The 25,818-nt window shown below is 33.4% G+C and carries 29 protein-coding genes and 1 tRNA gene; 4 read left to right on the top strand and 26 right to left on the bottom strand.

Features of this window, described 5'->3' with window-relative positions; translation table 11 throughout:
* The 16 genes from OH806_RS15500 to OH806_RS15425 form a co-directional block, all read right to left on the bottom strand.
* Positions 1 to 1,494: a complex I subunit 4 family protein gene (locus OH806_RS15500; protein WP_264744589.1), complete on the bottom strand. Its 1,494-nt coding sequence runs from the start codon at positions 1,492 to 1,494 to the stop codon at positions 1 to 3.
* A gap of 2 nt (positions 1,495 to 1,496) precedes the next feature.
* A complete protein-coding gene (gene nuoL / locus OH806_RS15495) occupies positions 1,497 to 3,410 on the bottom strand; it encodes an NADH-quinone oxidoreductase subunit L (RefSeq protein ID WP_264744588.1) in 1,914 nt (637 codons plus the stop codon).
* 2 nt (positions 3,411 to 3,412) lie between these two features.
* Complete coding sequence (gene nuoK / locus OH806_RS15490) at positions 3,413 to 3,742, bottom strand: NADH-quinone oxidoreductase subunit NuoK (protein ID WP_027380123.1); 330 nt, start codon at positions 3,740 to 3,742, stop codon at positions 3,413 to 3,415.
* Between the two features lie 4 nt (positions 3,743 to 3,746).
* Positions 3,747 to 4,244, bottom strand: coding sequence for an NADH-quinone oxidoreductase subunit J family protein (locus OH806_RS15485; protein ID WP_264744587.1), 498 nt, complete (start codon positions 4,242 to 4,244; stop codon positions 3,747 to 3,749).
* Positions 4,244 to 4,801, bottom strand: a complete 558-nt coding sequence (locus OH806_RS15480) for a NuoI/complex I 23 kDa subunit family protein (RefSeq protein ID WP_264744586.1) — start codon at positions 4,799 to 4,801, stop codon at positions 4,244 to 4,246. The genes OH806_RS15485 and OH806_RS15480 overlap by 1 nt, the downstream gene beginning before the upstream one ends.
* A 59-nt stretch (positions 4,802 to 4,860) precedes the next feature.
* Entirely contained in the window at positions 4,861 to 5,925 is a 1,065-nt protein-coding gene (gene nuoH, locus OH806_RS15475) for an NADH-quinone oxidoreductase subunit NuoH (RefSeq protein WP_264744585.1), read from the bottom strand.
* Positions 5,926 to 6,003: 78 nt separating this feature from the next.
* Entirely contained in the window at positions 6,004 to 7,002 is a 999-nt protein-coding gene (locus tag OH806_RS15470) for an NADH-quinone oxidoreductase subunit G (RefSeq protein WP_264744584.1), read from the bottom strand.
* A 46-nt stretch (positions 7,003 to 7,048) separates the two neighbouring features.
* Positions 7,049 to 7,924: a hypothetical protein gene (locus OH806_RS15465; protein ID WP_264744583.1), complete on the bottom strand. Its 876-nt coding sequence runs from the start codon at positions 7,922 to 7,924 to the stop codon at positions 7,049 to 7,051.
* On the bottom strand, positions 7,925 to 9,283 hold the full coding sequence (nuoF, locus tag OH806_RS15460; protein ID WP_264744582.1) for an NADH-quinone oxidoreductase subunit NuoF: 1,359 nt from the start codon (positions 9,281 to 9,283) through the stop codon (positions 7,925 to 7,927). It abuts the gene before it with no gap.
* A gap of 13 nt (positions 9,284 to 9,296) precedes the next feature.
* Positions 9,297 to 9,806 carry an NADH-quinone oxidoreductase subunit NuoE family protein gene (locus OH806_RS15455; protein ID WP_264744581.1) on the bottom strand — a complete coding sequence of 170 codons (510 nt, stop codon included), beginning with the start codon at positions 9,804 to 9,806 and terminating at the stop codon, positions 9,297 to 9,299.
* A 102-nt stretch (positions 9,807 to 9,908) separates the two neighbouring features.
* Positions 9,909 to 11,132, bottom strand: a complete 1,224-nt coding sequence (gene nuoD, locus OH806_RS15450; protein ID WP_264744580.1) for an NADH dehydrogenase (quinone) subunit D — start codon at positions 11,130 to 11,132, stop codon at positions 9,909 to 9,911.
* A gap of 46 nt (positions 11,133 to 11,178) precedes the next feature.
* Positions 11,179 to 11,673, bottom strand: coding sequence for an NADH-quinone oxidoreductase subunit C (locus tag OH806_RS15445; RefSeq protein WP_264744579.1), 495 nt, complete (start codon positions 11,671 to 11,673; stop codon positions 11,179 to 11,181).
* Between the two features lie 5 nt (positions 11,674 to 11,678).
* Complete coding sequence (locus tag OH806_RS15440; RefSeq protein WP_034712360.1) at positions 11,679 to 12,239, bottom strand: NADH-quinone oxidoreductase subunit B; 561 nt, start codon at positions 12,237 to 12,239, stop codon at positions 11,679 to 11,681.
* Between the two features lie 93 nt (positions 12,240 to 12,332).
* On the bottom strand, positions 12,333 to 12,704 hold the full coding sequence (locus OH806_RS15435; RefSeq protein ID WP_040996932.1) for an NADH-quinone oxidoreductase subunit A: 372 nt from the start codon (positions 12,702 to 12,704) through the stop codon (positions 12,333 to 12,335).
* Positions 12,705 to 12,825: 121 nt separating this feature from the next.
* Entirely contained in the window at positions 12,826 to 13,002 is a 177-nt protein-coding gene (locus OH806_RS15430) for a hypothetical protein (RefSeq protein ID WP_264744578.1), read from the bottom strand.
* Between the two features lie 60 nt (positions 13,003 to 13,062).
* Complete coding sequence (locus OH806_RS15425; protein ID WP_264744577.1) at positions 13,063 to 14,196, bottom strand: GNAT family N-acetyltransferase; 1,134 nt, start codon at positions 14,194 to 14,196, stop codon at positions 13,063 to 13,065.
* A 104-nt stretch (positions 14,197 to 14,300) separates the two neighbouring features.
* On the opposite strand from OH806_RS15425, the gene OH806_RS15420 reads away from it, so the two are divergent.
* Complete coding sequence (locus tag OH806_RS15420) at positions 14,301 to 15,011, top strand: zinc metallopeptidase (RefSeq protein ID WP_264744576.1); 711 nt, start codon at positions 14,301 to 14,303, stop codon at positions 15,009 to 15,011.
* On the opposite strand, the gene OH806_RS15415 is transcribed toward OH806_RS15420, so the two are convergent.
* The 8 genes from OH806_RS15415 to OH806_RS15380 all read right to left on the bottom strand — a co-directional run bounded on the left by OH806_RS15415 (position 15,008) and on the right by OH806_RS15380 (position 23,124).
* Positions 15,008 to 15,610 (bottom strand): IMPACT family protein, encoded by a 603-nt coding sequence (locus tag OH806_RS15415; RefSeq protein WP_264744575.1) that lies wholly within the window; start codon positions 15,608 to 15,610, stop codon positions 15,008 to 15,010. The two genes, OH806_RS15420 and OH806_RS15415, sit on opposite strands and share 4 nt — an antisense overlap.
* Before the next feature lie 92 nt (positions 15,611 to 15,702).
* Entirely contained in the window at positions 15,703 to 15,876 is a 174-nt protein-coding gene (locus OH806_RS15410; protein WP_264744574.1) for a bacteriocin-like protein, read from the bottom strand.
* A gap of 79 nt (positions 15,877 to 15,955) precedes the next feature.
* Positions 15,956 to 16,984 (bottom strand): bifunctional diaminohydroxyphosphoribosylaminopyrimidine deaminase/5-amino-6-(5-phosphoribosylamino)uracil reductase RibD, encoded by a 1,029-nt coding sequence (gene ribD / locus OH806_RS15405; RefSeq protein ID WP_264744573.1) that lies wholly within the window; start codon positions 16,982 to 16,984, stop codon positions 15,956 to 15,958.
* 60 nt (positions 16,985 to 17,044) lie between these two features.
* Positions 17,045 to 18,850, bottom strand: a complete 1,806-nt coding sequence (locus tag OH806_RS15400; protein ID WP_264744572.1) for a DUF349 domain-containing protein — start codon at positions 18,848 to 18,850, stop codon at positions 17,045 to 17,047.
* A 66-nt stretch (positions 18,851 to 18,916) separates the two neighbouring features.
* The gene (locus OH806_RS15395; RefSeq protein WP_264744571.1) at positions 18,917 to 19,654 is read right to left on the bottom strand and encodes a shikimate dehydrogenase family protein; all 738 of its coding nucleotides are present in this window, start codon (positions 19,652 to 19,654) and stop codon (positions 18,917 to 18,919) included.
* A gap of 65 nt (positions 19,655 to 19,719) precedes the next feature.
* Positions 19,720 to 21,504, bottom strand: coding sequence for an endonuclease (locus OH806_RS15390; RefSeq protein WP_264744570.1), 1,785 nt, complete (start codon positions 21,502 to 21,504; stop codon positions 19,720 to 19,722).
* A 49-nt stretch (positions 21,505 to 21,553) separates the two neighbouring features.
* Positions 21,554 to 22,759 carry an ABC transporter permease gene (locus tag OH806_RS15385; protein ID WP_264744569.1) on the bottom strand — a complete coding sequence of 402 codons (1,206 nt, stop codon included), beginning with the start codon at positions 22,757 to 22,759 and terminating at the stop codon, positions 21,554 to 21,556.
* A gap of 5 nt (positions 22,760 to 22,764) precedes the next feature.
* Positions 22,765 to 23,124, bottom strand: coding sequence for a ribosome-binding factor A (locus OH806_RS15380; protein WP_264744568.1), 360 nt, complete (start codon positions 23,122 to 23,124; stop codon positions 22,765 to 22,767).
* A 91-nt stretch (positions 23,125 to 23,215) separates the two neighbouring features.
* Between OH806_RS15380 and mce the strand changes: the two genes are divergently transcribed.
* Entirely contained in the window at positions 23,216 to 23,614 is a 399-nt protein-coding gene (gene mce, locus OH806_RS15375; protein WP_264744567.1) for a methylmalonyl-CoA epimerase, read from the top strand.
* Positions 23,615 to 23,676: 62 nt separating this feature from the next.
* Positions 23,677 to 23,750: transfer RNA gene (locus OH806_RS15370), tRNA-Ile, on the top strand.
* 503 nt (positions 23,751 to 24,253) lie between these two features.
* Here OH806_RS15370 and OH806_RS15365 read toward each other — a convergent pair.
* Together OH806_RS15365 and OH806_RS15360 are read right to left on the bottom strand one after the other, a co-directional pair.
* Positions 24,254 to 25,156: an ImmA/IrrE family metallo-endopeptidase gene (locus OH806_RS15365; RefSeq protein ID WP_264744566.1), complete on the bottom strand. Its 903-nt coding sequence runs from the start codon at positions 25,154 to 25,156 to the stop codon at positions 24,254 to 24,256.
* Entirely contained in the window at positions 25,153 to 25,503 is a 351-nt protein-coding gene (locus OH806_RS15360) for a helix-turn-helix domain-containing protein (protein ID WP_264744565.1), read from the bottom strand. Before OH806_RS15360 ends, OH806_RS15365 begins: the two co-directional genes overlap by 4 nt.
* A 141-nt stretch (positions 25,504 to 25,644) precedes the next feature.
* Between OH806_RS15360 and OH806_RS15355 the strand changes: the two genes are divergently transcribed.
* On the top strand, positions 25,645 to 25,818 hold the full coding sequence (locus OH806_RS15355; protein WP_264744564.1) for a hypothetical protein: 174 nt from the start codon (positions 25,645 to 25,647) through the stop codon (positions 25,816 to 25,818).

The following is a 25,818-nucleotide window of genomic DNA, read 5'->3' as shown; positions in this document are numbered from 1 at the left end:
TTAACTTACCATTGATTGGTAGATAAACTTCAACGAACTATTCACCATTTCGATTACCGGTTGTGGGAAAATACCAAGTAAAATCACAAAAACCGCTAAACTTGCCAATACAGAGAATTCTACAGCAGATAAATCTTTTGCTGTGCTCAAAACCTCATCATTTCCTTGTCCGAACATTGCTTTTCCGTAGAATCTCAATAAATATACGGCACAAAGAATTACCGTAAGACCTGCAATTACAGCTGCCAATCCGTTAAAATCATAAACAGATTTCAACAAAATAAATTCTCCGATGAATCCATTTGTCAATGGAACTCCCATTGAACCTAGTATAATAATCAGGAACAATACAGCAAATTTTGGAGCTACTTTAGCAAGACCTCCCATTTGTCTAATGTCTCTTGATTTGAATCTTTTGTATAAAATATCACAGCAGTAGAACAGCCCAACCACGTTAATACCGTGCGCAAAAGTCTGTACCAAAGCACCTTCAGCACCTTCAATATTGAAAGTTCCTCTCAAGCTAATTACAGCAGAAGCGAAGATACCTGCAACCATTAATCCAACGTGAGAGAAAGAAGAATAGGCAATAATTCTCTTCATATCTGTCTGAATAATAGCTATAAGTGCACCATGAACAATTCCAACAATCGCAAGGATAATTACAATCTGTCCTGAAATTCCAGCAATTGGAAGTGGAGTGATTGGTAATAAATAACGCATTACTCCATATACAGCCATTTTAAGCATGATACCCGATAAAAGCATTGAACCTTGAGTCGGTGAATATGTATAAGTATCCGGTTGCCAAGTGTGGAAAGGAAATACCGGTAATTTCACTGCAAAAGCAAAGAAAATAAACCAGAAAACCACTGTTTGTTGTACTTCGTTTAGTTGAGCATTATACAGATCTGTTAGAGCAAATGAAGCAGAGTAGTTATAAACATAAATCAAACCTGCTAACATGAATAATGATCCAACGAATGTATATACAAAGAATTTCGTAGTAAATTCAAACCTTTTATTCTCCTGACCCCAAAGTCCGGCAATAAACCAAATCGGAATTAAAGTTACTTCCCAGAAAATGTAAAATAATAACCCATCAAGAGATGTGAAAACTCCTACCAATCCGAATTGCATCAGCAAAATCAAACCGTAGAAAGAGTTTCTATAACTTACATTTTCATTAAAAGAAGATAAAATAATGATTGGCGCTAAAATATTAGTCAACAATAAAAGAAGCAAACTCATCCCATCGATACCGAAGTGAAGAGAACTCTTCATAAATTGTGACCAAGGATAATTGATTTCATGCTGTAAAACGCTGTCTACAGTCGGATTAAAATCAAAATCCGCCGTAATGTAAAACGTTACAAGCATTTGTACCAATGCAATTCCCAGTGCCAAATATTTGCTGGAATTACTCTTCCATGCAAAAACTAATCCCGAACCTACTAGAGGTAATAGTAATAATGTTAATAACAAACAAGACATTATTATTGTAATAAAAAGTTAACAATTAATATAATTCCCACAGCTAAAGACATGATAAGAATGTAGTTCTCAACATTTCCGTTCTGAATACGTTTCATAGCTTTTCCGCTATCTTCAGCACCATCACCCACAAAGTCTACAAAACGATCAAGAATACCTTTATCAAACATCTTTCCTCCACGACCTAATCCTTCAACAGTTTTTACAATCAATGCATTGTAAAGCTCGTCAATATATAATTTTTTAGCAGACAGTTTTTCCCATCCGGTATACTGCTCTTCAGGAAGTGCTTGTTTTTTCTTATTAACATAAGTGTTTTTAACAATAAACCAAACACAGAAGAACATGATAACTGTTGCTCCTAAAAGTATCATTTCAGTATTAAACGGAACTCCAGAAAGAGTTGCTTCCATTTGTTTAAAACTTTCCTCAGTAAGAACCGGTTTCAGCCATTCCATTAATTTTGCGTAATGACCATGACCGATGAAGTGAGGAAGGTTAATAAATCCACCAAGTACAGAAAGAATTGCTAATACGATTAATGGTAAAGTCATATTTGCAGGGCTTTCGTGTAAGTGATGTTTTTGCTCTTCTGTACCTCTGAACTCTCCGTGGAAAGTCAAATAATACAGTCTGAACATATATGTTGCCGTAATTGCTGCTAAAACAAATAAGATTACCCAATAAATAGGGTTTTTAGCAAAAGCAGCGACTAAAATTTCATCTTTAGAAATCATCCCTGACAATAAAGGGAATCCTGAAATAGCTAATGTTCCGATAAGGAAAGTTACATGAGTAAGAGGAATATATTTTTTCAAGCCTCCCATGAAACGCATATCCTGTTCGTTGCTCATCGCGTGAATCACCGAACCTGCTCCTAAGAATAATAATGCTTTAAAGAAAGCGTGTGTCATTACGTGGAACATTGCCGTAGTATACGCTCCAAGACCTAAAGCGATGAACATAAATCCAAGTTGTGAAACTGTAGAATATGCCAATACTTTTTTGATATCGTTTTGACGAAGCGCATAAAAACCAGCCAGAGCTGCCGTTAAGAATCCGATGAATAAAATTCCTCCCTGAACTGTAGGTGCTAAAGTAAATAAGAAGTTTGATCTTACTACTAAATAAATACCTGCAGTTACCATTGTAGCAGCGTGAATCAACGCTGAGACAGGAGTAGGACCAGCCATCGCATCTGGTAACCAAGTATATAAAGGAACCTGAGCAGATTTACCAGTTGCACCAATAAATAAACTTGCTGTAATAAAGATAATTACGCTTCCGTCTAACTCAAATTTTCCAGCGTTTTCAGCTACAGTAAGATAATCAACAGCGTTGGTTTGTCCTGCAATCATGAAAATACCAATCAATAACGCAAGGTCACCAATTCTGTTCATAATGAATGCTTTTCTTGCAGCTTTACCATATTCTTCGTTGGTATACCAGAAACCGATTAGTAAATAAGAACACAATCCTACACCTTCCCATCCGATGAATAAGATAAGGTAGTTGCTTCCCATTACCAATAATAACATTGAGAAGATAAACAGGTTCAAATAAGTGAAAAACTTATAGAAACCTTTATCATGGCTCATATATCCGATAGAGTACAGGTGGATTAAAGAACCGATACCTGTGATGATCATTACCATCATTAATGATAACTGATCAATTTGGAATCCAAAATTAACTTGAACACCATTTACTCTAAACCATTCAAAAGCTCTTATAATTACAGGTTGGCTTTCTGAACTGAAGTTCAGAAAAAGACTTACCGCAATACAGAACGAACCAAAAACTACCGCAGTAGCTAAGGAACCTACTAATATTTTCGGAAGGCTTTTCCCAAATAAACCGTTAATAAGAAAACCTAAAAGTGGTAAAAGTACTATTGCATATACTAAATTCTCCATTCTTATCCTCTTAATTTATTAAATATACTAACATCTACAGAACGGGTATTTCTATAAAGCATAGCAATAATTGCCAAACCTACCGCTACTTCCGCAGCAGCAACCACCATAATGAAGAAAACTAAAAGTTGTCCGTCTCCGTTACCTTTATATGCTGAAAAAGCAGCCAATAAAAGGTTTACAGAATTTAGCATAAGCTCTACACAACCCAAAATAACAATAGCATTTTTTCTCAATAATACTCCCAATACTCCCAAACAGAATAATACTGATGAAAGAATAATGAAATAATTCAGAGGGATGCTTTGTATAAATGTATTTACTTCTCCCATAATTTTATAAATCTTTTTTACCAATTAGTACCGCACCTACAATACCTGCCAAAATAAGGATGGATGCAAGTTCAAACGGTAAAACATATTCATTAAACAAAAGTCTACCCAAGTTTTTTGTAAGACCAACCCCTCTGTCTACATTTTCCACAACAATATGGTTGTCCTGAACTCCTCTGATTACTCCTAAAACACCAATTAATAAAAGACCCGCCGTAAAAACTCCAACAAATTTTAAAGTATTGTTCTTCTTACTTTCGTCTTGTTTATTAAGGTTAAGCATCATTAGGATATAAAGGAATAATACCATGATAGCACCTGCGTAAACTATAATCTGAATAATTGCCAAGAATTGTGCATTCAAAAGAATATACATTCCTGCAATTGAAAACATTGTAACAATTAATGACAAAATAGCATATAAAGGATTTCTTGCAAATACAAAATATACAGCACTTGCAACTGCTAAAAACGCCACCAAGAAAAATAAAAACTGATCCATTATTTTACCGCATTTTTTTGTTTCTCGGATTGTCTTGTAGTGATATCAATCCTTTCATTTATTTTTTCAACTAATTTATCTTTTCCATAGATGAAAGAACCTCTGTTTGTTTCCACATCTACTAATCTGTCTGTAAGATAAATAGCAGATTTCGGACAAGCTTCTTCACACATTCCGCAGAAGATACATCTCAACATATTGATCTCATATATTTCGGCATATTTTTCTTCTCTGTAAAGGTGTTTTTCGTCTTTGGTTCTTTCAGCAGCAGTCATCGTAATTGCTTCAGCAGGACATGCAACCGCACAAAGTCCACAAGCCGTACATCTTTCTCTGCCTTCTTCATCTCTTTTCAGAACGTGCTGACCTCTCCAGATAGAAGCTCTCGGTTTTTTAACTTCCGGATACGAATATACAGCGGGAGCACCTTTTATCACGGTTCTTACAGCATGCTTAAATGTAATCCCCATTCCTGTAAAAATCGCAGGTAAGTAGATTTTTTCAGCAAGGGTCATTTCTTTATTAGAAACAACTTTTGATCTGTTCGTAAGTTTCATTTATTTTAATTTTTTTAGGCTGAACTTCTATTCAGCATTTAAAAATATTTTCTTATCTCTTAGTTTGCAAACGCTAAAATTACAGCACCTGTAATCAATAGGTTTACTAATGCCATAGGAATTAAAGTTTTCCATCCTAAGTGCATTAATTGGTCATATCTGAATCTTGGAAGCGTCCATCTGATCCACATGAAGATCAAGATTCCAATTACTGTTTTTGTTAAAAATGCTACAATACTTAAAATTCCGGCAGCGTTTTCTCCCCAATTTTGAGTTACCCACTCAATTCCCGGATAGTTGTATCCTCCAAAGAAAAGAACAACCATGAAAGCATTAGAAATAAACATATTCACATATTCACCAAACATATATAAACCTAACTTCATAGATGAATATTCTGTAGAATATCCTGTTACCAATTCAGATTCACACTCCGGTAAATCGAAAGGGTGTCTGTTGGTTTCTGCTAAAGCTGCTACAAAGAACACAAGGAATGCAATTGGCTGATAGAAAATATTCCAGTTCATACCAGAAACCCAAGGAATAATTCCCCAAAGTTTTCCGCCTGTTTGGCTTTCTGTGATTTCTTTTAAATCTAAACTTCCTGACATCATAATGATAGAAAGTAAAGCCAATCCCATTGCCAATTCATAAGAAATCATCTGAGAAGAAGCACGAATTGCACCTAATAATGAATATTTGTTGTTGGAAGCCCAACCTCCAATCATGATTCCGTAAACACCAATTGAAGCCATCCCGATGATGAAAAGTACACCAACATCGATATTGGCAACCTGAAGATCAAAAGAAGTACCTGCAATATTTAAACTTTTACCCCAAGGAATAACTGCTCCTGTGATTAATGATATGAACATTACCAATGCGGGACCTAATACGAAAAGGAATTTTTCTGCATTAGCTGGTGTAAAATCTTCTTTAAAGAAAAACTTTCCACCGTCGGCAAGAGGTTGTAGTAAACCGAATGGTCCTGCTCTGTTAGGTCCAATTCTATCTTGCATGATAGAGGCAACTTTTCTTTCTGCCCAGGTAGAGTAGGCCGCAATCGTTAATGAAAGCAGGAAAAGTGCTAGTACAAGTATAAGTTTAAATGTAAGTAAATCCATTTTTATTTTTATAGATGTTAGATATTAGAAGTTAGAAATTAGATTAAACCTGTTTCTGAAATCTGTATCTTATTAAATTTATTTTTCGTCTTTTTCACTAATTTCTTTTGCCATAGGGTTGTCTAAAACTCTTAGCTCGTCTTTTGGCTTTTCATAGTGATTCAGTGAAATAACTGAATGTCTGTCGATATGTCTAGGCCCTTCAATATTCCAATCGCTTAGGCTCTTTCTTTCGAAACGGCAAGTATCGCAGATAAACTCTTCAACTTCTCCCCATTGGTCTTTTCTTGCTGTTACTCTTACTATTTCTTCTCCTTTCATCCAAACAACAGCTTTTCCTGAACATTTATCACATTTACAAGTAGCATTCATTGGTTTTGTAAACCAAACTCTACTAGCAAAACGAGCCGTTCTGTCTGTTAAAGCTCCAACCGGACAAACGTCGATTACGTTTCCGATGAAGTCATTGTCTAAAGCTTTATTTAAATACGTTGAAATTTCAGCATGATCTCCTCTGAAAAGAATTCCGTGTTCTCTTTCACCAGTTAATTGGTTTGCAGCTAACACACATCTTGCACAAAGAATACAACGATTCATATTCAATTTAATATGAGGACCAAGATCGTCGGCTTCATAGGTATTTCTTTCAAATTCAGTTCTTGTGTTTTCTACACCGTGCTCATATCCTAAGTCCTGAAGATGACATTCACCAGCCTGATCACAAATAGGGCAGTCTAATGGGTGGTTTACCAATAAGAATTCAGTAACGGCTTTTCTACCTTCCTGAGCTTTTTCAGAAGTAAGATTTTTTACTTCCATACCATCCATTACATTAGTTCTGCAACTTGCAACTAATTTTGGCATAGGACGAGGATCTGCTTCCGATCCTTTAGAAACTTCCACAAGACAAGTTCTACATCTACCTCCACTTGTTTCTAATTTGCTGTAATAGCACATTGCAGGAGGTACAGATTTTCCACCAATTTGTCTTGCTGCTTCCAAAATAGAAGTTCCAGGCAAAACTTCAGTAGTCTGTCCGTCTATAGTTATTTTGAATTTTTTAACCTCTTCGCTCATATTCTATGCTTTTCGCTTATGCTGTTAAAAGCTTTTAAGCTATATTTTAATTATACTTTTTTGTATTAAATGTATATCCGATTCCGAAATTAAACTGTCCGTAAACAAAATCCTGAGATGCTTTATCAGGTTTGTTATTAAGAGTTGTTTTAATGTCCGGCATATTGATATACCCAAATTTACCTTCAGCCTGTAATACGATGTGTCTTAGTACTACAACACTTACGGAAGTTCTTATATCGGCTCCAAAACCTGCTAAATGAAATCTGTCACTTCTTTCATTTCCCATTAGTTTGATGTTAGATTTAGGAACTAAAGCTCCAATTCCTCCTCCATAACTCCAAAAAACATCAATATTTTTTTTGTCATAGATATTCAGATATTTTTGAGCTCCGATATTGATATAATTAAGCCCGTCCGTATGTTCAAATGTCAAAAAGTTTGAATCGCTTAGATCTACTTTTCCATCTTTTATCATTGAGGCATATTCGGGATTGTCAATATATCCTTTAAAATCTACAGTCTGGTTTTGCGGCATCACATATTTCATATGATCCATCCCCAAAGTGATTCCTAAATTATCTTTAATAAAATACGTTACTCTATAATTTACCTGAGGAACAGTAACTTTAGCAGGATTAAAATATAAATTCCATCTAAAAGCAGACTGTCTGTCATTAGCTTTAACATTATTCAGCTGAAAATCATATCCGTCACCTTTAAAATGGATGTCTGAATTTGAATAAGCTGAATTATTCCATCCCCAAAATAGCATTACCGAACCTTTTTTGAAAGGGTTTACTTCCTTTTTATAAACCGGTTCTGCAATTGGCTCTACGTTTCTTTCTACTAATGTATCTTTTTTTTCTTGTCCGAAAACAAAGTTCGACATCAATACGCCAACAACAAGTAACTTTTTCATCTAAACATTTTTTTCAACTGCAGGAATTGGATCTGCGTAATTCGCTAACCCATAATTTTGTGTTAAACACAATTCTGGGTTTTTGACGTGCCATTCAAACTCATCTCTGAAGTGACGAATAGCCGCTGCAACAGGCCAAGCTGCTGCATCACCCAATGGACAAATAGTGTTTCCTTCGATTTTTCTCTGGATATCCCAAAGTAGATCGATATCTTCCATTTTTCCTTGTCCGTTTTCAATTTTTTTCAAGATTTTGTACATCCAACCCGTTCCTTCACGACAAGGAGTACATTGTCCGCAACTTTCATGATTATAGAATCTTGCTAAAGTCATAGTATGCTCTACAACACACTGATCTTCATCTAAAACTATAAAACCTCCTGAACCCATCATTGTTCCAGTAGCAAAACCACCGTCAGCTAATGATTCATAGTTCATATATCTTGGCTCTCCGTTTACGGTTTTTAATAATAAATTGGCAGGAACAATCGGAACAGAACTTCCTCCAGGAATACAAGCTTTCAATCTTTTCCCGTCTTTAATTCCTCCACAATATTCGTCAGAGTAAATGAATTCTTCAACAGTAATAGTCATGTCTATTTCATAAACTCCGGGTTTGTTGATATTTCCGCATGCAGAAATTAATTTTGTACCGGTAGATCTTCCAACTCCGATTTTAGCGTATTCAGCTCCTGTAATATCAATAATTGGAACAATTGCTGCGATAGATTCAACGTTATTTACCACCGTTGGTCTTTCCCAAAGTCCTTTTACAGCAGGGAATGGTGGTTTCAATCTTGGATTTCCTCTTTTTCCTTCAAGAGATTCCAACAACGCAGTTTCTTCTCCACAGATATAAGCTCCACCACCTCTCTGAACGTAGATTTCTAAATCGAAACCAGTTCCTAAGATGTTTTTACCTAAAAATCCGGCAGCTTTAGCTTCTTCAATAGCTTCTTCTAAAATATCAGGAATCCAAGAGTATTCTCCACGGATGTAGATATAAGAAACGTTTGAACCTAAACAGTAAGATGAAATCAACATTCCCTCAATTAATAAATGAGGAAGAAATTCCATCAAATATCTGTCTTTGAAGGTTCCGGGCTCAGATTCATCAGCATTTACAACCAAATGTCTCGGAACACCTTCAGGTTTAGCCAAAAAGCTCCACTTCATACCAGTTGGGAATCCTGCTCCTCCACGACCACGAAGTCCTGAAGTTTTTACTTCTTCCAGAATTTCGTCCGGTGTCATTTTCAAGGCTTTTTCAGCTGCTTCATAACCTCCGTGTTTACGATAGGTTTCAAAGTAACGAATACCTTCTATATGTGCGTTTTTAAGTAAAAGTTTTTTACTCATTGTATATCTTTAATTAATCCAAAGCGATTTGTCCTTCTCTACAAAGATCCAGAATTTCATCTACTTTTTCTATCGTTAAATTTTCATGAAAGAATTTTCCTAACTGCATCATTGGAGCATATCCACAAGCTCCAAGACATTCAGCTGGTTTTAATGTGAACATACCGTCTTCGGTAGTTTCTCCATCCTTAATGTTCAGTTTAGTTCTAATATGATTAAGAATTTTTTCACTTCCACTCACCATGCAAGGTCCTGTTCTGCAAACTTCTAAAACATATTTACCAACCGGCTTCATATTGAACATTGTATAGAACGTAGCAACTTCGTATACTTCAATTGGTTTAATACTCAATAAACTTGCAACATAATCCATTACAGGAACGTCTAGCCATCCACCAAATTCTTTTTGCGCTAAATGCAAAACAGGGATGAGAGCAGATTTTTGTCTTCCTTCAGGATATCTTGCGATAATTTTATGTACCTGTGCTAAACTTTCCGGTTTAAAAGCTATTGTTTCGCTCATTTTATTTTGTTGTAAAATGTACATTGTACAAAGTACAAAGTATTTATTAACTATTTATATTTTCAAGAACATTGTAGTTTATACAATGTTCTTTTATAATTTTTATGCGTCTAATTCTCCCGCAATAATATTCATACTACACATTGTTACAATCGCATCAGAAATTACAGAACCTGTAATCATTTCTGGGTAAGCTTGGTAGTAGATAAAGCATGGTCTTCTGAAGTGAAGTCTGTATGGGCTTCTTCCTCCGTCACTCACTAAATAGAAACCTAATTCTCCGTTTCCTCCTTCTACAGCATGATAAACTTCTCCTTTAGGAACATCAGTTTCTCCCATTACAATTTTGAAGTGATAAATTAAAGCTTCCATTTTTTGATACACATCCGCCTTCTCAGGAAGATAGAAATCAGGAACATCCGCATGGAACGGACCTTCAGGAAGATTTTCGTATGCTTGTTTGATTATTTTAATTGATTCCCAGATTTCCTGTTGACGCACCATGAAACGGTCATATGTGTCACCTGCAGTTCCTACAGGAATAATGAAGTCGAAATCTTGATAAGAAGAATATGGCTGTGCAACTCTCACGTCATAATCTACACCTGTTGCACGTAGGTTAGGACCTGTGAAACCATAGCTTAACGCTCTTTCAGCGGAAATTGCACCAGCTCCGATGGTTCTGTCCATAAAAATTCTGTTTCTTTCTAATAAAGTACAGAATTCTTTAAATCTTGGTGGGAAGGTTTTAAGGAAATCCTTTAATAACTCATGGAATTTTGGAGTGAAATCTCTTTCAAATCCTCCGATTCTTCCCATGTTTGTTGTCATTCTTGCTCCACAAATCTGTTCATACATATCATAAATACGTTCTCTTTCAATGAACATGTATGTAAGACCAGTAATTGCTCCGGAGTCCATTCCGGTTACACCATTACAAATAAGGTGGTCTCCGATTCTTGCTAACTCCATCAAAATTACACGCATATAATCTACACGTTTAGGAACTTCAACTCCGATTAGCTTTTCAACCGTCATGTGCCAACCCAGATTGTTGATTGGTGCAGAACAGTAATTCATACGGTCTGTAAGGGTTGTGATTTGAGAATAGTTTCTTCTTTCTGAAATTTTCTCAAATGCTCTATGGATATATCCAACCGTTTGCTCAGCATGAAGAATTCTCTCACCATCCATCGTTAAGATATTCTGGAAAATCCCATGCGTTGCAGGGTGGGTTGGTCCTAAATTGAGGGTGTATAATTGTCCGTCAATTTGTTCCTTACTTTCGTATTGGTTAAGTATATTAGATAATGAGTTATCTTTCATAATGTTTGCTTTTAGCTATTTGCTTTTGGCTAATTGCCTTCCGCTATTATCTTCCGAACATGCTATCGTTCTTGTCTGTTCTTGTGCCATCTTCAAGACGATATTCTTTCAACATTGGGTGGTATCCTAAATCTTCCATATTCAAAATAGGTCTCAAATCAGGATGCCCTTTAAATTTAATTCCGTAGAAATCGTAAGTTTCTCTTTCCATCCAGTTAGCTCCAGCATATAAATCTACAAGAGAATCAACTTCAATATTTTCTCTGGACATAAATATTTTAAGACGTAATCTGAAGTTTGTCATCATGTTGTGTAAATGATAAACTACTCCAATTTCTTTCTCAGGAAATTCAGGATAATGAATTCCACAGATATCTGTCAAGAAGTTGATTTCCAGAGATGAATCTTTAAGATAATGAATGATTTTCTTTACATCTTCTTTCTTCACTTCTATGGTCAACATTCCGTAAGGTTCTGAACTTGTGATTACAGATTCCGGAAATTCTCTTGTGATTGCTTCTAGTACAAATTCGTTTGTCATTTCCGTTAGTTACTTATGTTGTAAGAATCTAATAATTTTTGATATTCAGGCATATCTCTTCTTCTGATGCTTTCGCTTTCTGCAAGAGCCTGAACCTGCATTACACCTTCTATAATTTGCTCAGGTCTTGGAGGACACCCTGGAACATAAACGTCAACAGGAATAATTTTATCAATTCCCTGCAATACAGAATATGTGTCAAAAATACCACCGCTTGAAGCACATGCTCCAACAGCAACCACCCATTTCGGTTCAGCCATCTGAGTGTAAACTTCTTTTAGTACAGGACCTAATTTTTTTGAAATAGTTCCGCAAACCATCAACATGTCAGCTTGTCTCGGTGAAAAAGAGTTTCTTTCCATTCCGAATCTTGAAGCATCATAAGTTGGGTTTAGGGTAGCCATAAACTCAATACCACAACAAGAGGTTGCAAAAGGTAACGGCCAAAGAGAGAATTTTCTTGCCATCCCGATTACACTGCTCAGTTTTGTTGCGAAAAATCCTTCTCCTTCAAATCCTTCCGGAGCAGGTGCATCTGTTCTTATTACTGGTTTTTTATCTGACATTTTTTATAAATATTTAAAGATTAAAAAGACTTAAAGATTAAAAATTAGTAATGATTTAAATCTTTAAATTCTTGAATCTTTTAATGTTAAAATTTATTTATCCCAATCTAATGCGCCACGTTTCCAAACATAAAAAAACGCCATGAAGAAGATTGCTACGAATGTAAGTACAGCCAGGAATCCTTCCATTCCAAATTCTCTGAAGTTTACAGCATAAGGATAAAAAAATACGATTTCAATATCGAATAATACGAATAATACTGCAGTCAAAAAATATTTGATAGAAAACGGCGTTCTTGCGTTTCCCTCTACAGGTACTCCACATTCCCAGCTTTGGTTTTTTACGGAATTTCCTTTTTTCTGTTTTGGACCTAAAAAATGAGCTCCAAGCAAAGAAACTGCAACGAATGCCACCGCAACACCTGCCTGTATAAGGATTGGAATATAACTTTCAGGTAAATTCATTTTTGCTAAATTATCTCAATCTGCAAATTTAACGAATAAACAAGAAAGCATGAAATTTATCAGCTTAAAAGTAGGATGAAAATTGATAAAATTGATAATTTAGAATCAATAAAAATAACGGTTATTTCTTCATTTTTTTCAAAAGAGAATATGCCATGAATGAAATGTAAGCAAAAATAACACTTGCATAGATTATGTTGAATATGGTGTTGATTTTATCATCCTGAATTTGAAAGAAAAGGTTGTAAATGATATATCCGATGACTAAAATACCAAAAATTACGAGTTGTGGCTTCATAATACAAACTTACTAAATGAATTACTGATTCTAAAATAAAACGATTGAATTTGAAAACTTTTAATAGTTATTTAGGTCTAAAGAATATGTTCTTCTTCTTTTGTGGTTGATAGGGTTATAATCCTGCCACAAAAGCTGAACACTTTTATTTTCTTCTAATTCTGGATTGGTTTCCAGGTATTTTACTCCTTTCTTTCTGAAAAGTTTCCAGATTTCTTTAAAAATAATAGAAGTAACGCCACGTCGCTGGTATTCAGGATGGATTCCTATTAAATAAAAATTAGCTCGATCATTTTTCTTTCCTGCTTTTAAAAAATGCCACCAACCAAATGGAAGTAATTTTCCTTTTGATTTTTGTAAAGCTTTTGAATAAGAAGGCATTGTGATAGCAAATGCAACCAGTTGATTAGAAGCGTCAGCAACACAGACTATATAATCTTTGTCGATAAGTGGAAAATATTTCTCTTTGTACGTTTTTCTTTGCTCATCAGAAATAGGAGTGTAGGTGGAAAGGTGTTTGTAGGTTTCATCCAATAGATCAAACATGGGGTCTACGTACTTTAAAATTTCTTCTTTAGACTTAAAGCTTAAAACTTTAAGGTGGTATTTTTGAGAAATGAGTTCATTGAATTTATGTATTTTCTCAGGTAGAACTTCAGGGAAGATAAGTTCAAATTCAACCCATTCTTTTTCCTTTGTCAGTCCTAATTTTTCGATATGTTTTGGGTAATACTCATAGTTGTAAATACCAATCATTGTTGCCAGTTTGTCAAAACCTAATGTCAGCATTCCTGCTTTGTCGAGGTTTGTAAAACCCATTGGTCCTTCGATTTTGTCAATGTTTTTTTCTTTAGCATAATCAATTGCAGTTTGAATTAATGCTAGAGAGACTTGTTCGTCATCAATAAAATCAATCCATCCAAATCGAACTTTTCTGATGCCTAGCTCTTTTTCTTCTTTATGATTAATTATTACAGCGATTCGCCCAACGATTTTATCATTTTTGTAAGCTAGAAACTGTTTTGCTTCAGAGTATTGTAGTGCAGGATTTTCTTTAGGATTCCAGATGTTAATTTCATCATTGATAAATGATGGAACATAATAGGGATTGTTCTTGTATAAATCCATCGGAAATTTTACAAATTTCTTTAAGTCATTGTGTGTTTTTACTTCTGAAATTGTAACTTTTGACATAGCTTTACAAAGGTAATTATTGAGCAAATATAAATAATATTAATGTAATACTTTGGCATAGTTTTTACATTAATAACCACGAAATATATTAAATTTTATTAGAGATGACGGGTTATTACATTATTATTGGAATTTCAATGTTGGTAAGCTGGTTGGTTTCCTCAAGATTGAAATCTAAGTTTGAATACTATTCTAAAGTACACCTTCGAAACGGACTTTCGGGTAAAGAGGTGGCTGAAAAGATGTTAAGAGATAATGGAATTACTGATGTTCAGGTAATTTCGGTTCCTGGACAATTGACAGATCATTATAATCCGGTAAATAAAACCGTAAATCTTTCAGAAGGAGTTTATATGCAGAGAAATGCAGCAGCAGCGGCGGTAGCAGCGCACGAATGCGGACATGCGGTACAACATGCTGTAGGGTATTCGATGTTGCAATTACGCTCTAAATTAGTCCCTATTGTAAATATCAGTTCTAATTTAATGCAATTTGTATTGATTGCAGGTATTGGTATAATGGCAGCTACAAGAACAATTGAAAATCCGAACGGAAATACGTTGGTTCTAGCAATTGGGGTTATAATGTTTGCGTTTACGACTATTTTTGCCTTTGTAACTCTTCCTGTAGAATATGATGCGAGTAACAGAGCTATGAAATGGTTAAAAGATACAGGAATTGTGACTTCTGAAGAGTTTGTAGGGGTGCAAGATAGTTTAAAATGGGCAGCTAGAACTTATGTAGTTGCAGCTATTGGTTCTCTTGCACAACTTCTTTATTGGGCATCTTTGTTGATGGGAGGAAGAAGAGATTAATCTATAAATTTATATGAAACATATTGCATCTCGGACAATTTGTCTGAGATGTTTTCTTTTTGTGCCAATTTTAACGATGCAGAAAGGATGCAGTTTTCATTTGCGTCAAAATTTAAAACTTTTGCATCAAATTTTGAAAGCAGAGTAAAAATAGTGTTTTGCTGATTAAAGTTGAATTGAATTTCAATTTCAGTTTCAAGTTCTTTTGTAATAATATTAGCTTCGTCTAAAGTTATTTTTGCAGACTCTTTATAAGTTTTCACCAAGCCGGAAACTCCCAGTTTAGTACCTCCATAATATCGAACTACAATTACCAAAACATTGGTGATTTCATTGGCTAGAAGTTGGTTGTAAATTGGTAATCCTGCACTTCCTGAAGGTTCTCCATCATCATTAGCACGATAATTCTCTCCATTTAATCCTATTCTGAATGCATAGCAATGATGGGTTGCTTTCGGGTGTTCTGCTTTTATTTTCTCTAAAGCATCTTTTAATTCGTCTTCATTATTTACAGGATAAGCAAATCCTATAAATTTACTTCCTTTTTCTTTGAGTAAAATATTTTCTATTGGTTTTTCTATGGTTTTATACTCTAACATGCGTCTCCTACAGTTTAAGATGTTGCAAAATTACATTTTATATAAAACAAAAAGAGCGTTGCCGCTCTTGTAAATTAAATATTTCTTAAAAATTAACATGCTAAAGGAAAGCTCCCCTCAACCCAAGGTGGAGGACAACTCATGCTTGAAGGATTTGGGCAACATTGTATTTGTAATTCTGGTGGATAAAAAGTACAACATTGAGGTCTAATTCCTCCAGAAACTTTTTTTAATCTTTCTCTTGAAATTTTTTTTAGATTTTTCATAATGATTTTGATGTTTGGTTGTTTAATTGTATTCCTAAATTAGTAAATTATTTCAAATGTATGTGATAATATTTGAGAATTATGAATTTTTTAACTTGAATAATGAAATATTATTATCTCTAAAATGTTTAGTTTTGTCAACTTTATATTCAAATTTAGGGGCTTTTGTCCCGTTTTCTAGTTTCAGGTTTTCATTTTTGATGACAATTGCCTCGTCCCAAAGATTAGCATTAATGAATTGCTGTAAAGTAAAACCTCCACCTTCGATAATTACCGATTGTATTTGCTCTTTATATAAAGCATTCATCAAGTTTTCTAAGAAATTATCTTTTGTGATTTTAATGAAATGAATATTTTCTTCAGAACTTTCTTTTATAGAATTAAAAACTAAAATTTTAGCTTCAGAGTTGTAAATATTGAAATTGTTTGGAACTTTTAAATCAAAATCAATCAAAATTCTTACAGGATTATTTCCTTTGATATTTCTTACAGTTAAGCTAGGGTTATCATTCAATGTAGTTTGTGTTCCTACTAAAATAGCGTGTTCGTCAGCTCGTAATTGATGAACGTATTGGTTAACCAAAGAATTGGAAATAGAGTAGGGCTTGAAATTTTTATCTAAAAATCCATCTTCAGATTCTGCCCATTTTAATATGATATAAGGTCGTTTCTTTTCGTGATAAGTGAAAAACCTTTTATTCAATTCAATGCATTCTTTTTCCAAAATTTCGGAAATGACTTCAATTCCTGAATCTTGAATTATTTTTTTTCCTTTTCCATTTACTTTATCATGAGAGTCCATTGCTCCGATTACCACTTTTTTGAAACCTAATTCTTTAATTTTTAATGAACAAGGAGGTGTTTTCCCGTAATGAGCGCAAGGTTCAAGTGAAACGTAAATTGTAGATTCGGGAATCAGACTTTTATCTTTGACCGAATTAATGGCATTTATTTCTGCATGATTTTCCCCTGCTCTATGATGGTATCCTTCACCAATTATTTTACCATTATGAACAATTACACTTCCCACCAAAGGATTGGGGTAGGTTTTTCCTAAGGCTTTTTGAGCAATTTCAATGCATCTTTTTATGTAGAATTCGTCTTCCATATTGAATGAAAAAGGCGAAGACAAATTTCTTTGCTCCGCCTTTTTTAGATTTTTTATTATTTATTCTCCGGCAATAATATTGTGAAGATTTTGTTTCAATGTTTCTAGATGAGTTTTCTTTTCATCAATTGAATCAAAGGTATCTTTCAATAAAATATTGTCTCTTGACGGATTTTTGAAGAATGATAAATTGTTTTCCAGTTTTACAATTTCAGACTCTAATTCTGAAATCTGACTTTTAATTTTTCGTGCTTTATCAGTTAACTGATTTTCAGACAATCCATCTTCTTTAAGTTCTAACTCGTTGATTTTGTTTAGTTTCAATTTTTCTCTTAAAGCTTTATTAAATTCTGAGTTGATTGAAATTTTATCTCTAGGAACTTTTCCAATATTATTCCAAGCTGTTTTTATAGCTTCAATTTTTTCAATACTTCCTTCTTCATTAGTAACTGTTTTAAGTTCTTCAAGAAGAGCCTTTTTGTTTTTATAATTTTCTTTCCAGTTATCTGTTGAAGTATTACTTTTCTCTCTGAAATTGTTGAAGAAAGCATTACAAGCATCACGGAATTCATCCCAAATTTTATTGGTCATGCTTTTTGGAACATGTCCAATTTTCTTCCAGTCTTCCTGAAGTTTTTTGAACAACGGAACAGCAATATCCCATTCTTCATTGTTTTGGTTGTCTTTTGCCGTTTGGATGAGTTTTAGTTTTTCCTCCAAGTTGGTTTGCTGAGAACCTTTTAATGATTTGTAATAAGTGTTTTTTGTTGTATTGAAGCCTCTCAATGTAGTTTTGAATTCATTCCAGTTTTGATTGGAAAGTTTTCTAGGTACACTTCCTGTTTTTAAAAACTCAGAGCGTAAATCCTCAACTTTTTTTATTGCATTTTGCCAATAATTGTGGTTAGGATTTTCAGCTGGTTCAGAAAGTTTCTTGATTTCAGCAATAATCTGATTTTTCTTTTCAAGATTTGCATTTTGCTCGGCTTCAATTGCTACAGATAGCTCAGCTTTTCTTTCATGGATTTTATTAGAAATTTCTTTGAATTCTTCCCATGTTTTTTCACGAAACTCTTCTGCAACAGGTTCAGCTTCCTCCTTCCAAAGTTTGTGAAGGTATTGTAATTCGTTCAGTGCCTTCTGAATTACAGGTTCATTTTCAAGTTCTTTTGCACGGGCAATAATGTGTTGTCTTTTTTCAAGATTATGATTGTATTCTTGCTCTAAGAACTCTTTATTTAAATCCAACATTTGATAAAACTGATTCAAATGGTGGAAGTAATTATTATTAAGAATTTTAAACTCAGATTTTGCAACCTGTCCTGCAGTTGACCAGTCTTCTTTTATTTCACGAATAGATTTGAAAAGGTTAGTTCCCGGTTCGGAGTTGGTATAAAGATTTTTTAGTCTTTCAATAATGTTCTGGCGATGCTCAAGATTTTTCTTTTGCTCTTCTTCCTGAGATTTTTGGTAAGCATCATGCTTTTCCTTAAAAATGTTTACTAAAGCAGAGAATTTTGCCTGAGAAGGATGTTCGTAGCTGAAATTTTCAGGAGCATTTCCTCCTTCAACATATTCATGCTTTTTATCCTCTACTTCATCATGAATGTAATGACTTGCTTTTTCTTTTAGTTGATTGAATTTTTTGAAATTTTCACCAGCATTTGGAGTGTTGATGATTTTTTCCATTTCTTTCAGAGCATCAGTCAATGTAATATCAGTGTCAATATGCTCATCATGTTGCTCTGTGTCATCATCTTGAGAGGCTTCATGTTGAGATACATTGTTATCAGATATTTCTTCTTGAGATACTTCGTTAGAAATTTTCTTTTCTTCGTTTTCAGAAAGATTGTTTTCTGTAGTCATAGCAAATCGTTTATGTGAGTGGCATTAATTAATAGCTAAAAAAGCTAAATAAAGCACTAATTTATGTTATTTTTTTTGAAAATTCCAAATTTCCCAGGCTTTTTCTGCTTGTTGTTCAAGCATATAATAACCATTTACAGTTTTCGCACCTTTTTCCGAAGCGTTGATAATAAATTTTGTATAATTCGGGTTGTAAATCAAATCTATTGCTAAATGCTCTTTTGAAAGGCCTTCGAAAGGAAAGTTTATGCAATCTTCAATATTCGGAAAAGTCCCAACAGGGGTACATTGAATAATGATTTTATGATTTTTAACAGTTTGTTGGTCTAGATTTTCAAAATTAATTTCAGAATTTCTTGAAATGGTTTTTGAGGCAATTCCATGTTTGTCTAAAACATATTTTACAGCTTTTGCAGCTCCTCCGTTTCCTAAAATCAGAGCAGAATCTTGTTGTGGTTTTTTATGAAGGAGTAACGTTTTTTCAAAACCGAAAGCATCTGTATTGTATCCTGTTTTCTTTCCATTTTGAATTAAAACACAGTTTACAGCACCTATTTTTTCAGCTTCATCACTTAATTCATCCAAATAATCAATGATTTTCTCTTTATAAGGAATTGTAACATTAAAGCCTAAAAGTTCAGGAGAAGAAAATAGGTTTTCAACTTCCTGAATTTCGCTTAAATCAAAAATGTTGTAAGAGTAATCTTTCAACATTAATTTTTGAAATTTGTTTTCAAAGAATTTTTTCGAAAAAGAATAAGAAATGTTTCTTCCGATTAAGCCTAATTTTTTATTGGAAACCATATATCAAAATTAAAAAAAAGACCGAACATATTCGGTCTTCTTTAATATAAAATATTTGTAAAATTTTATTCTACGATGAATTTAGTAGATGAGTTATCTGTTTTCAAGATATAATTGCCTTTCGCTAAACCTTTTAGATTGATTTTATTTGATGTTTTGAAAGGACTTTCAATTGTTTCAATAAGTTTCCCTGATAGGTCATAAATCTGAGCTTTTGAAATTTTGTTCAGGTTTTCACCTTTTACAAATAATTCGTTGTTTTTTACAGGGTTAGGATATATTGTGAAAATTGATTTTTCTTTGTTTGTTTCTGAGGTTGATAATGGAGTGGTGTAGCAAGTCCAACTTAGATCATCAATAGAAATTCTTTTCCCTGTTTCTGAATTTACAATTTTAATAACAATATTATTAGGGATATTTATATTGCTAATAGTAGTAGTTGTAACTGAAGTATTAAAAGGAATAGTATCAACATTATTTCCATTGATTTGTAAAATCAAATTTCCAGCAGTATCGGAAAATGGTAGTTTTGTAGTAACTGTTAAACTACCAATTCCTCCGGAAATAGTAGAACTTGTAAGATTTCCATTTCGGATATTAATTGCTTTACCATTGATTGTTTGATCAATTCTAGCGTCTGTTGCAGTCCATGTTATATTGTTATTAGACCATGTTCTTGTGTCATAAGCAGGAGTAGTAGGTGATGTAGGAATACTTGAAAAATTTTCAGTGCCACAACTTCCTCCTACAGGTCCATCAAGTGTTGTCTCTACTGCATTGTTACTTTGAGGGGATGAATTTCCTGCAGCATCTTTAGCAATTACATAAAATGTATATTGAGTAAGTGGTGCTAATCCAGTAACTGTAGTTGAAGTTCCTGAAACTGTAGCTTTTAAAATACCATTAGCGTAAATTTCGTAAGAAGTTACAGCAATATTATCTGTAGCAGCAGTCCAACTTAAAGCAATTGAATTTGAAGTAGGGTTATTAGCAATTAAGTTTGTAGCTGCAGTTGGAGCCTCTGTGTCTACAGTTTGAGAACCCCAAATTAAATCAACAAAAGAAGGATTGTCAATAAATGGATTTCTATTTCCTTGGAAAGTATAAGAAGCATTGTTTCTTAATACTTCAGCCTGAGAAACAGGATCTTGATTGTGCCAAGCTAAAAGTTGGTTTAGTTCCCACGTCTGTAACCCTGGGAATGCAGATCCTCCTAACATATCTCCTGAAGTAAAAGTTGAAAGTTTGCTTTCATACCTTGTAACAAAGTAGAAAATCATACGTGCAATATCTCCTTTAAATTCATTAATAGGCTCAAAAACTGTTCCTGTATACCCTAAAGAAGCTGAAGTTCCTAATTTTGAACCGTTTTGTGATGTGTAAGATGCATTTGCAACTAGTCCGAAAGGATAACTGTCTCTATAATTGTTCACTTTTCCATCTGTAGCTCTCACAAAGTGTACGTCAGATTTCATTGGTGTAGCGTCGTTGAATAAGCTTTGAGGTACGATATGCTCTCTATTGTAACAGTCACCTTCATTGCTATAGTTGCCACATTGGTTGGTGCCAAAATTGAAAGTATATGGATCTTGACCATTGGGATTTTCAGAATAGATGTCTAAAATAGTATTGTCGTTTTCATATGTTTTATCACGGTCAGTTGTGCTGTATGCTGTCCATAAACCATTATAGCCATTATCTATATGACCTGCCGTAATAATTTGGCTTAGCTTTGTTTTTAAAGCTGCTCCACTCAAACCTGCGGTGCCATTATAATAGTTTGCAGGAGCTTGTGAAAATACATTGATAAATGTAAATATCAATAAAAAAGGAAGTAAAGTTCGTTTCATTTTATAAAATTGGGCGGTAAAGTTACCAAAAAAATGAAAAAATAGTATATTAATTTTTAATAATATACTCTTTACTGATTTTTGAAAAGAACCAAGAAATTGTGAAACCAAATATTGATGCGGTAAATACTACGATAAAATAATTTTTCCCAATAATTTTTACCGGGAAAGGTAGTGCTTCGTTTGCTCTAAAGAATTCTGTATAAAGCTGGAAGTAACACAGTGCTGTTCCTAAGATAAGTCCTGTGATTATTCCTGAAATTACAATGAGTACACCTGTGTAAAAATAGGTTCTTCTTAAGTGGTTTAAAGGGAAACCTAATGAAATTAATGATTTTGCCTGTTCTTTTTTATCGAGTTGCAGGATGATAATTGCACCCGCCAAATTAAACGTGGTAATGAAAATCACCAAAGCGAAAATCAAATAAATAAATAGTTTTTCGGTATTAATCATTTTCCAGAAAGCAGCATTTTCTTCTTCTTTAGTTTTAATTTCTATGTTTTTACCTAGAGAAGAAAGTAAACTTTCTTTTACAGAATCTGTATTTTCAGGATTTTTTAATTTAATAACAATTTGATAAGCTGATTTTTTGGGAAGATTAAGTAATTCCTCAGCTAATTCGATAGGGGAGATAATGTAATTATCTAATTGGTCATTTCCAGGAAAAACTCCAGTAACAAGAATATCTTTTTTGTTGTAAATGTCTTCTTCTTTGTTGATAATTCCTGTTCCGGGTTTAGGCATGAAAACAGTTGCGTAGTCACTTGAAGATGCTACAGGAATTGATAATCTGTTGTCTAAAGAATTTTCCATCAAGACTTCATTTGAATAGGTGAAGTTAGGATAGGTTCCATAGAAAACATTTTTATCAATAGGATTAACTTTCGTATAGGCAGAGTCAACCCCTCTCAAGAAAGCAATATCGCCTTTGCCGTTATAATTGATATAAATTTTTTCTTCTATAACTCTTGAAAAGTTATTTATTTCTTTATTGTTTTTTAAAATAGAAGAAATTTTTTCTAAATCTTTAATTGTCTTTCCTGAAGTGCTTTTGATTGTTAAATCAGCATGAAGATTTGAAATTAAGTCTTTGTTTAAATCTTCAAGCCCCGAAAAAACGGAAATAATTACAAACATTGCAGCTACTGCTACAGTCATAGCGCCAACAGCCAACCACGTAATAAACGTAACGGCAGTGCTCCCTTTTTTTGCTAAAAGGTATCTGGATGCTATATAAAATGCAATGTTCTTCAAAATTTTTATAAAACAGGATTGTCACCTTCTCCTCTCAGCTCTCTTTCTAGTTTTTCAACATCATCAAGAGTTGTGTCTAGATAAAAGTTAAGATTAGGAATTACACGAACTTGTTTTGCCATTTTCTGACCAATGAAATTTCTGTATTGAGATTTGTTTTCTTCAATTTCTTTCATGATTGCAGCTCTAAATTCCTGTGGAAATATGCTTAAGTAAATTTTAGCAATGCCTAAATCCGCTGTTACTTTTACATCAGAAACGGTTACTAGAATACTTTTGTTGCTTTCCGATGCTTGTTTGCGGAATAGTTCTGCAAAATCTTCCTGTATAATTTGTGCTACTTTTCTTTGTCTGTTACTTTCCATAAGTTGTGCAAATTTAGTACTTTTGTTTGAATTGATACTTTGAAAATTGTTGTATGTATCAAATTTACGACTTAATTTATTTTAAATATTTATGAAATTAGAACATATTGGTATTGCGGTAAAATCTTTAGGTGTTTCGGACGAACTTTTTGCAAAACTGTTGGGAAAAGAATCTTATAAAAAAGAAATTGTGGAAAGAGAGGGGGTTGTTACTTCGTTTTATTCAACAGGAGAGAGTAAAATTGAACTTCTAGAAGCAAATAAAGAAGAAAGTCCGATTTCAAAATTTATTGATAAAAAGGGAGAGGGTATTCATCATTTAGCATTTGGAGTAGAAAATATTATTGAAGAAGTAAAAAGATTAAAAAAAGAAGGATTTCAATTTATTTCTGAAGAACCGAAAGAAGGTGCTGATAATAAATTAGTTGTGTTCTTACATCCTAAATCTACTAATGGAGTGTTGGTAGAACTTTGTCAAGAAAAATCATAAAAAGTTTTGTAGTGAAAGAAATTTTGCTATTTTTGCAGTCACAAAATTCAACCAAATTTTGAGGTCCTATAGCTCAGTTGGTTAGAGCACCTGACTCATAATCAGGTGGTCCCTGGTTCGAGCCCAGGTGGGACCACCCAACTGACAAAGTCGCCATTTCGGCGACTTTGTTGTTTTTAACTATTTGATAATCAAAGATGTATCCGCTTACAAACGGGTTCGAGAAGTTCATAATTAAATTATGGAATTTTTGGGGCAATTCTCGAACCGCTTTGGTTTTTTACAATGTATTGATATTCAAATGATAGATTCGACTGTAGTTTTTTCCACTTATTTTAAGACTAATTTCTGGATTCAAAGGGGATAATAATGAATTTTAATTTGAAAAGTGTAATAATGTTTGTATTGAAAATAATTATTTTATTATTCAAATCAAATTGTATATAAGTGAAACCGACTGTTGATGTGCAAACTTCTAAGATCGTTTCAGAATCAACGTGAGCTCGACTGCATTGAATATTATGAGAAGCGACCAAATGTTGCCTTTGCAGAAAATTTCAAAGCTCTCTTTTAAAAACTTCGCAAAGTCGAACTCATGTTAGATTACTCAAAAATAAAGAAACAAAAATTTAAAATTGTTTATGATAGAATGACTTTAGTTTTAGCCTTGTTCTTTTCTCCTTTTGGAAAAATAAAAACAAAAGAATTATATGTGCTGTTAAAAAAATGATAATTTGCTTTTAATTCTTCTCCGTTTAATGTAACTAAAGATATGCTCCCATTATCATTAAACCTTTTTTTGAATTTATAATCCTGAACAAAAGCCCATTTAAACCCAAATTTTTCAGGGAGATTAAGCTCTCCAAGTTCTTGTAAAAACAAAGGGGAGTAAAACAAATCTCGTGTGGTTAGTATATTAGTATGTCCGTTTTCATTTATAGGATGATTTAAAACAAGTAACGCACATTTGTTTTTTGACTTCAAAACATAATTCCTTAATGTAGCATGAACAGAAGCCCCAAATTTCTTGCTTAAAGCCATGACAGAAGACAATCCCAATTTTAATTTTTCTGCCTCTTGAATAAATCTATCATGTTGAAAGAGGGTTATTGAAGCAAAATAATTTGCTTCTTGTTCAAATTGCTCTTCAATTTCAGGGGATAGTGTATCATCATTATCCAAGCACAACATCATTTCATTTTGCCACCCTAAAACACCATGCCCAATTTCATGGAGCTGAACAAAATTCTTCTTTCCTAAATTTTTATCTAAACCTATATCAATGTAGATTGTTTTTTCTCTCCTATCAAACATTCCTTTAACTTTAGAAATACCGGATTGTAGTATCTTTATAGAACTATCTTTAAACTTCTCGAAAAAAGAATGTTCAATATTTAGTAAGTCTATTTTGTTATCTGCAACAAAATCTGAATAATTGAGAATTGAATCAACAGGTGTAGGAAATATGTCCAAAGATTTACTGCTTTTCAACAATTCATAAGATATTTTTTCAATATCCTTCTTTGTAACTTCATCAATCATGTTTTCTTTTGAGTTTTAAGAAATTCCAAGTATTTTAAAACATGGTCTCTTTCTTCTACGGTTAAATCCTCCGACCTAAAGGCAACTTGTTGCGCAAAACTGAAATTTACTTCTTCCTCTTTCGCCTTTTCTCTATCAATCAAATTTGCTTTTGCCAATAAGTCTTTTAATGAAACCCTATACATAGAAGATAATTTCGATAAAATGTTTACAGAAGGGCTTTTAATTTTATCATTTTCTAATTGACTTAAATAAGCATTAGAAATTCCTGTTTCACTTTGAACGTCAATTAAAGTAAATCCCAATGACTTTCTTGACTCCTTTAATGTTGTACCTAAAGTATCCATAATAAATGAAATATTTCCGTAAAAATAAGTAAAAAACACATGCCGAACAAGAATAAAATTAAAAATATCAAATTTGAATCAAGATTTATTCTTGATATATTTAGATTTTTTATATCTTTGTAAAACAAAAGTAAAAATATTATGGCAAAAAATGGAATTTCAGGCGACAACAGACGTATTGGAGCAGTAAAAAACAGAACACAAGTATTAAACACTAAAACAAATCTTTATGTAAAAAGAGATAAGGGAACAGGGCAATTCATTGATGTTAAAATAACAGGTGGAAAATATAAAGGAATAACAAAGGAAAAGTAG

It is taken from the genome of Chryseobacterium oryctis, assembly GCF_025971925.1.
Classification (GTDB): Bacteria; Bacteroidota; Bacteroidia; order Flavobacteriales; family Weeksellaceae; genus Chryseobacterium; species Chryseobacterium oryctis.
The sequence above is the reverse complement of the archived record's forward strand: the minus strand, read 5'-3'. Positions and strand labels throughout refer to the sequence as shown.

Coding starts and splice junctions, on each gene's coding strand:
- OH806_RS15500 (WP_264744589.1), bottom strand. CDS start 1,494: ATGTCTTGTTTGTTATTAACATTATTACTATTACCTCTAGTAGGTTCG.
- nuoL (WP_264744588.1), bottom strand. CDS start 3,410: ATGGAGAATTTAGTATATGCAATAGTACTTTTACCACTTTTAGGTTTT.
- nuoK (WP_027380123.1), bottom strand. CDS start 3,742: ATGGGAGAAGTAAATACATTTATACAAAGCATCCCTCTGAATTATTTC.
- OH806_RS15485 (WP_264744587.1), bottom strand. CDS start 4,244: ATGGATCAGTTTTTATTTTTCTTGGTGGCGTTTTTAGCAGTTGCAAGT.
- OH806_RS15480 (WP_264744586.1), bottom strand. CDS start 4,801: ATGAAACTTACGAACAGATCAAAAGTTGTTTCTAATAAAGAAATGACC.
- nuoH (WP_264744585.1), bottom strand. CDS start 5,925: ATGGATTTACTTACATTTAAACTTATACTTGTACTAGCACTTTTCCTG.
- OH806_RS15470 (WP_264744584.1), bottom strand. CDS start 7,002: ATGAGCGAAGAGGTTAAAAAATTCAAAATAACTATAGACGGACAGACT.
- OH806_RS15465 (WP_264744583.1), bottom strand. CDS start 7,924: ATGAAAAAGTTACTTGTTGTTGGCGTATTGATGTCGAACTTTGTTTTC.
- nuoF (WP_264744582.1), bottom strand. CDS start 9,283: ATGAGTAAAAAACTTTTACTTAAAAACGCACATATAGAAGGTATTCGT.
- OH806_RS15455 (WP_264744581.1), bottom strand. CDS start 9,806: ATGAGCGAAACAATAGCTTTTAAACCGGAAAGTTTAGCACAGGTACAT.
- nuoD (WP_264744580.1), bottom strand. CDS start 11,132: ATGAAAGATAACTCATTATCTAATATACTTAACCAATACGAAAGTAAG.
- OH806_RS15445 (WP_264744579.1), bottom strand. CDS start 11,673: ATGACAAACGAATTTGTACTAGAAGCAATCACAAGAGAATTTCCGGAA.
- OH806_RS15440 (WP_034712360.1), bottom strand. CDS start 12,239: ATGTCAGATAAAAAACCAGTAATAAGAACAGATGCACCTGCTCCGGAA.
- OH806_RS15435 (WP_040996932.1), bottom strand. CDS start 12,704: ATGAATTTACCTGAAAGTTATATTCCAATCCTTATACAGGCAGGTGTT.
- OH806_RS15430 (WP_264744578.1), bottom strand. CDS start 13,002: ATGAAGCCACAACTCGTAATTTTTGGTATTTTAGTCATCGGATATATC.
- OH806_RS15425 (WP_264744577.1), bottom strand. CDS start 14,196: ATGTCAAAAGTTACAATTTCAGAAGTAAAAACACACAATGACTTAAAG.
- OH806_RS15420 (WP_264744576.1), top strand. CDS start 14,301: ATGACGGGTTATTACATTATTATTGGAATTTCAATGTTGGTAAGCTGG.
- OH806_RS15415 (WP_264744575.1), bottom strand. CDS start 15,610: ATGTTAGAGTATAAAACCATAGAAAAACCAATAGAAAATATTTTACTC.
- OH806_RS15410 (WP_264744574.1), bottom strand. CDS start 15,876: ATGAAAAATCTAAAAAAAATTTCAAGAGAAAGATTAAAAAAAGTTTCT.
- ribD (WP_264744573.1), bottom strand. CDS start 16,984: ATGGAAGACGAATTCTACATAAAAAGATGCATTGAAATTGCTCAAAAA.
- OH806_RS15400 (WP_264744572.1), bottom strand. CDS start 18,850: ATGACTACAGAAAACAATCTTTCTGAAAACGAAGAAAAGAAAATTTCT.
- OH806_RS15395 (WP_264744571.1), bottom strand. CDS start 19,654: ATGGTTTCCAATAAAAAATTAGGCTTAATCGGAAGAAACATTTCTTAT.
- OH806_RS15390 (WP_264744570.1), bottom strand. CDS start 21,504: ATGAAACGAACTTTACTTCCTTTTTTATTGATATTTACATTTATCAAT.
- OH806_RS15380 (WP_264744568.1), bottom strand. CDS start 23,124: ATGGAAAGTAACAGACAAAGAAAAGTAGCACAAATTATACAGGAAGAT.
- mce (WP_264744567.1), top strand. CDS start 23,216: ATGAAATTAGAACATATTGGTATTGCGGTAAAATCTTTAGGTGTTTCG.
- OH806_RS15365 (WP_264744566.1), bottom strand. CDS start 25,156: ATGATTGATGAAGTTACAAAGAAGGATATTGAAAAAATATCTTATGAA.
- OH806_RS15360 (WP_264744565.1), bottom strand. CDS start 25,503: ATGGATACTTTAGGTACAACATTAAAGGAGTCAAGAAAGTCATTGGGA.
- OH806_RS15355 (WP_264744564.1), top strand. CDS start 25,645: ATGGCAAAAAATGGAATTTCAGGCGACAACAGACGTATTGGAGCAGTA.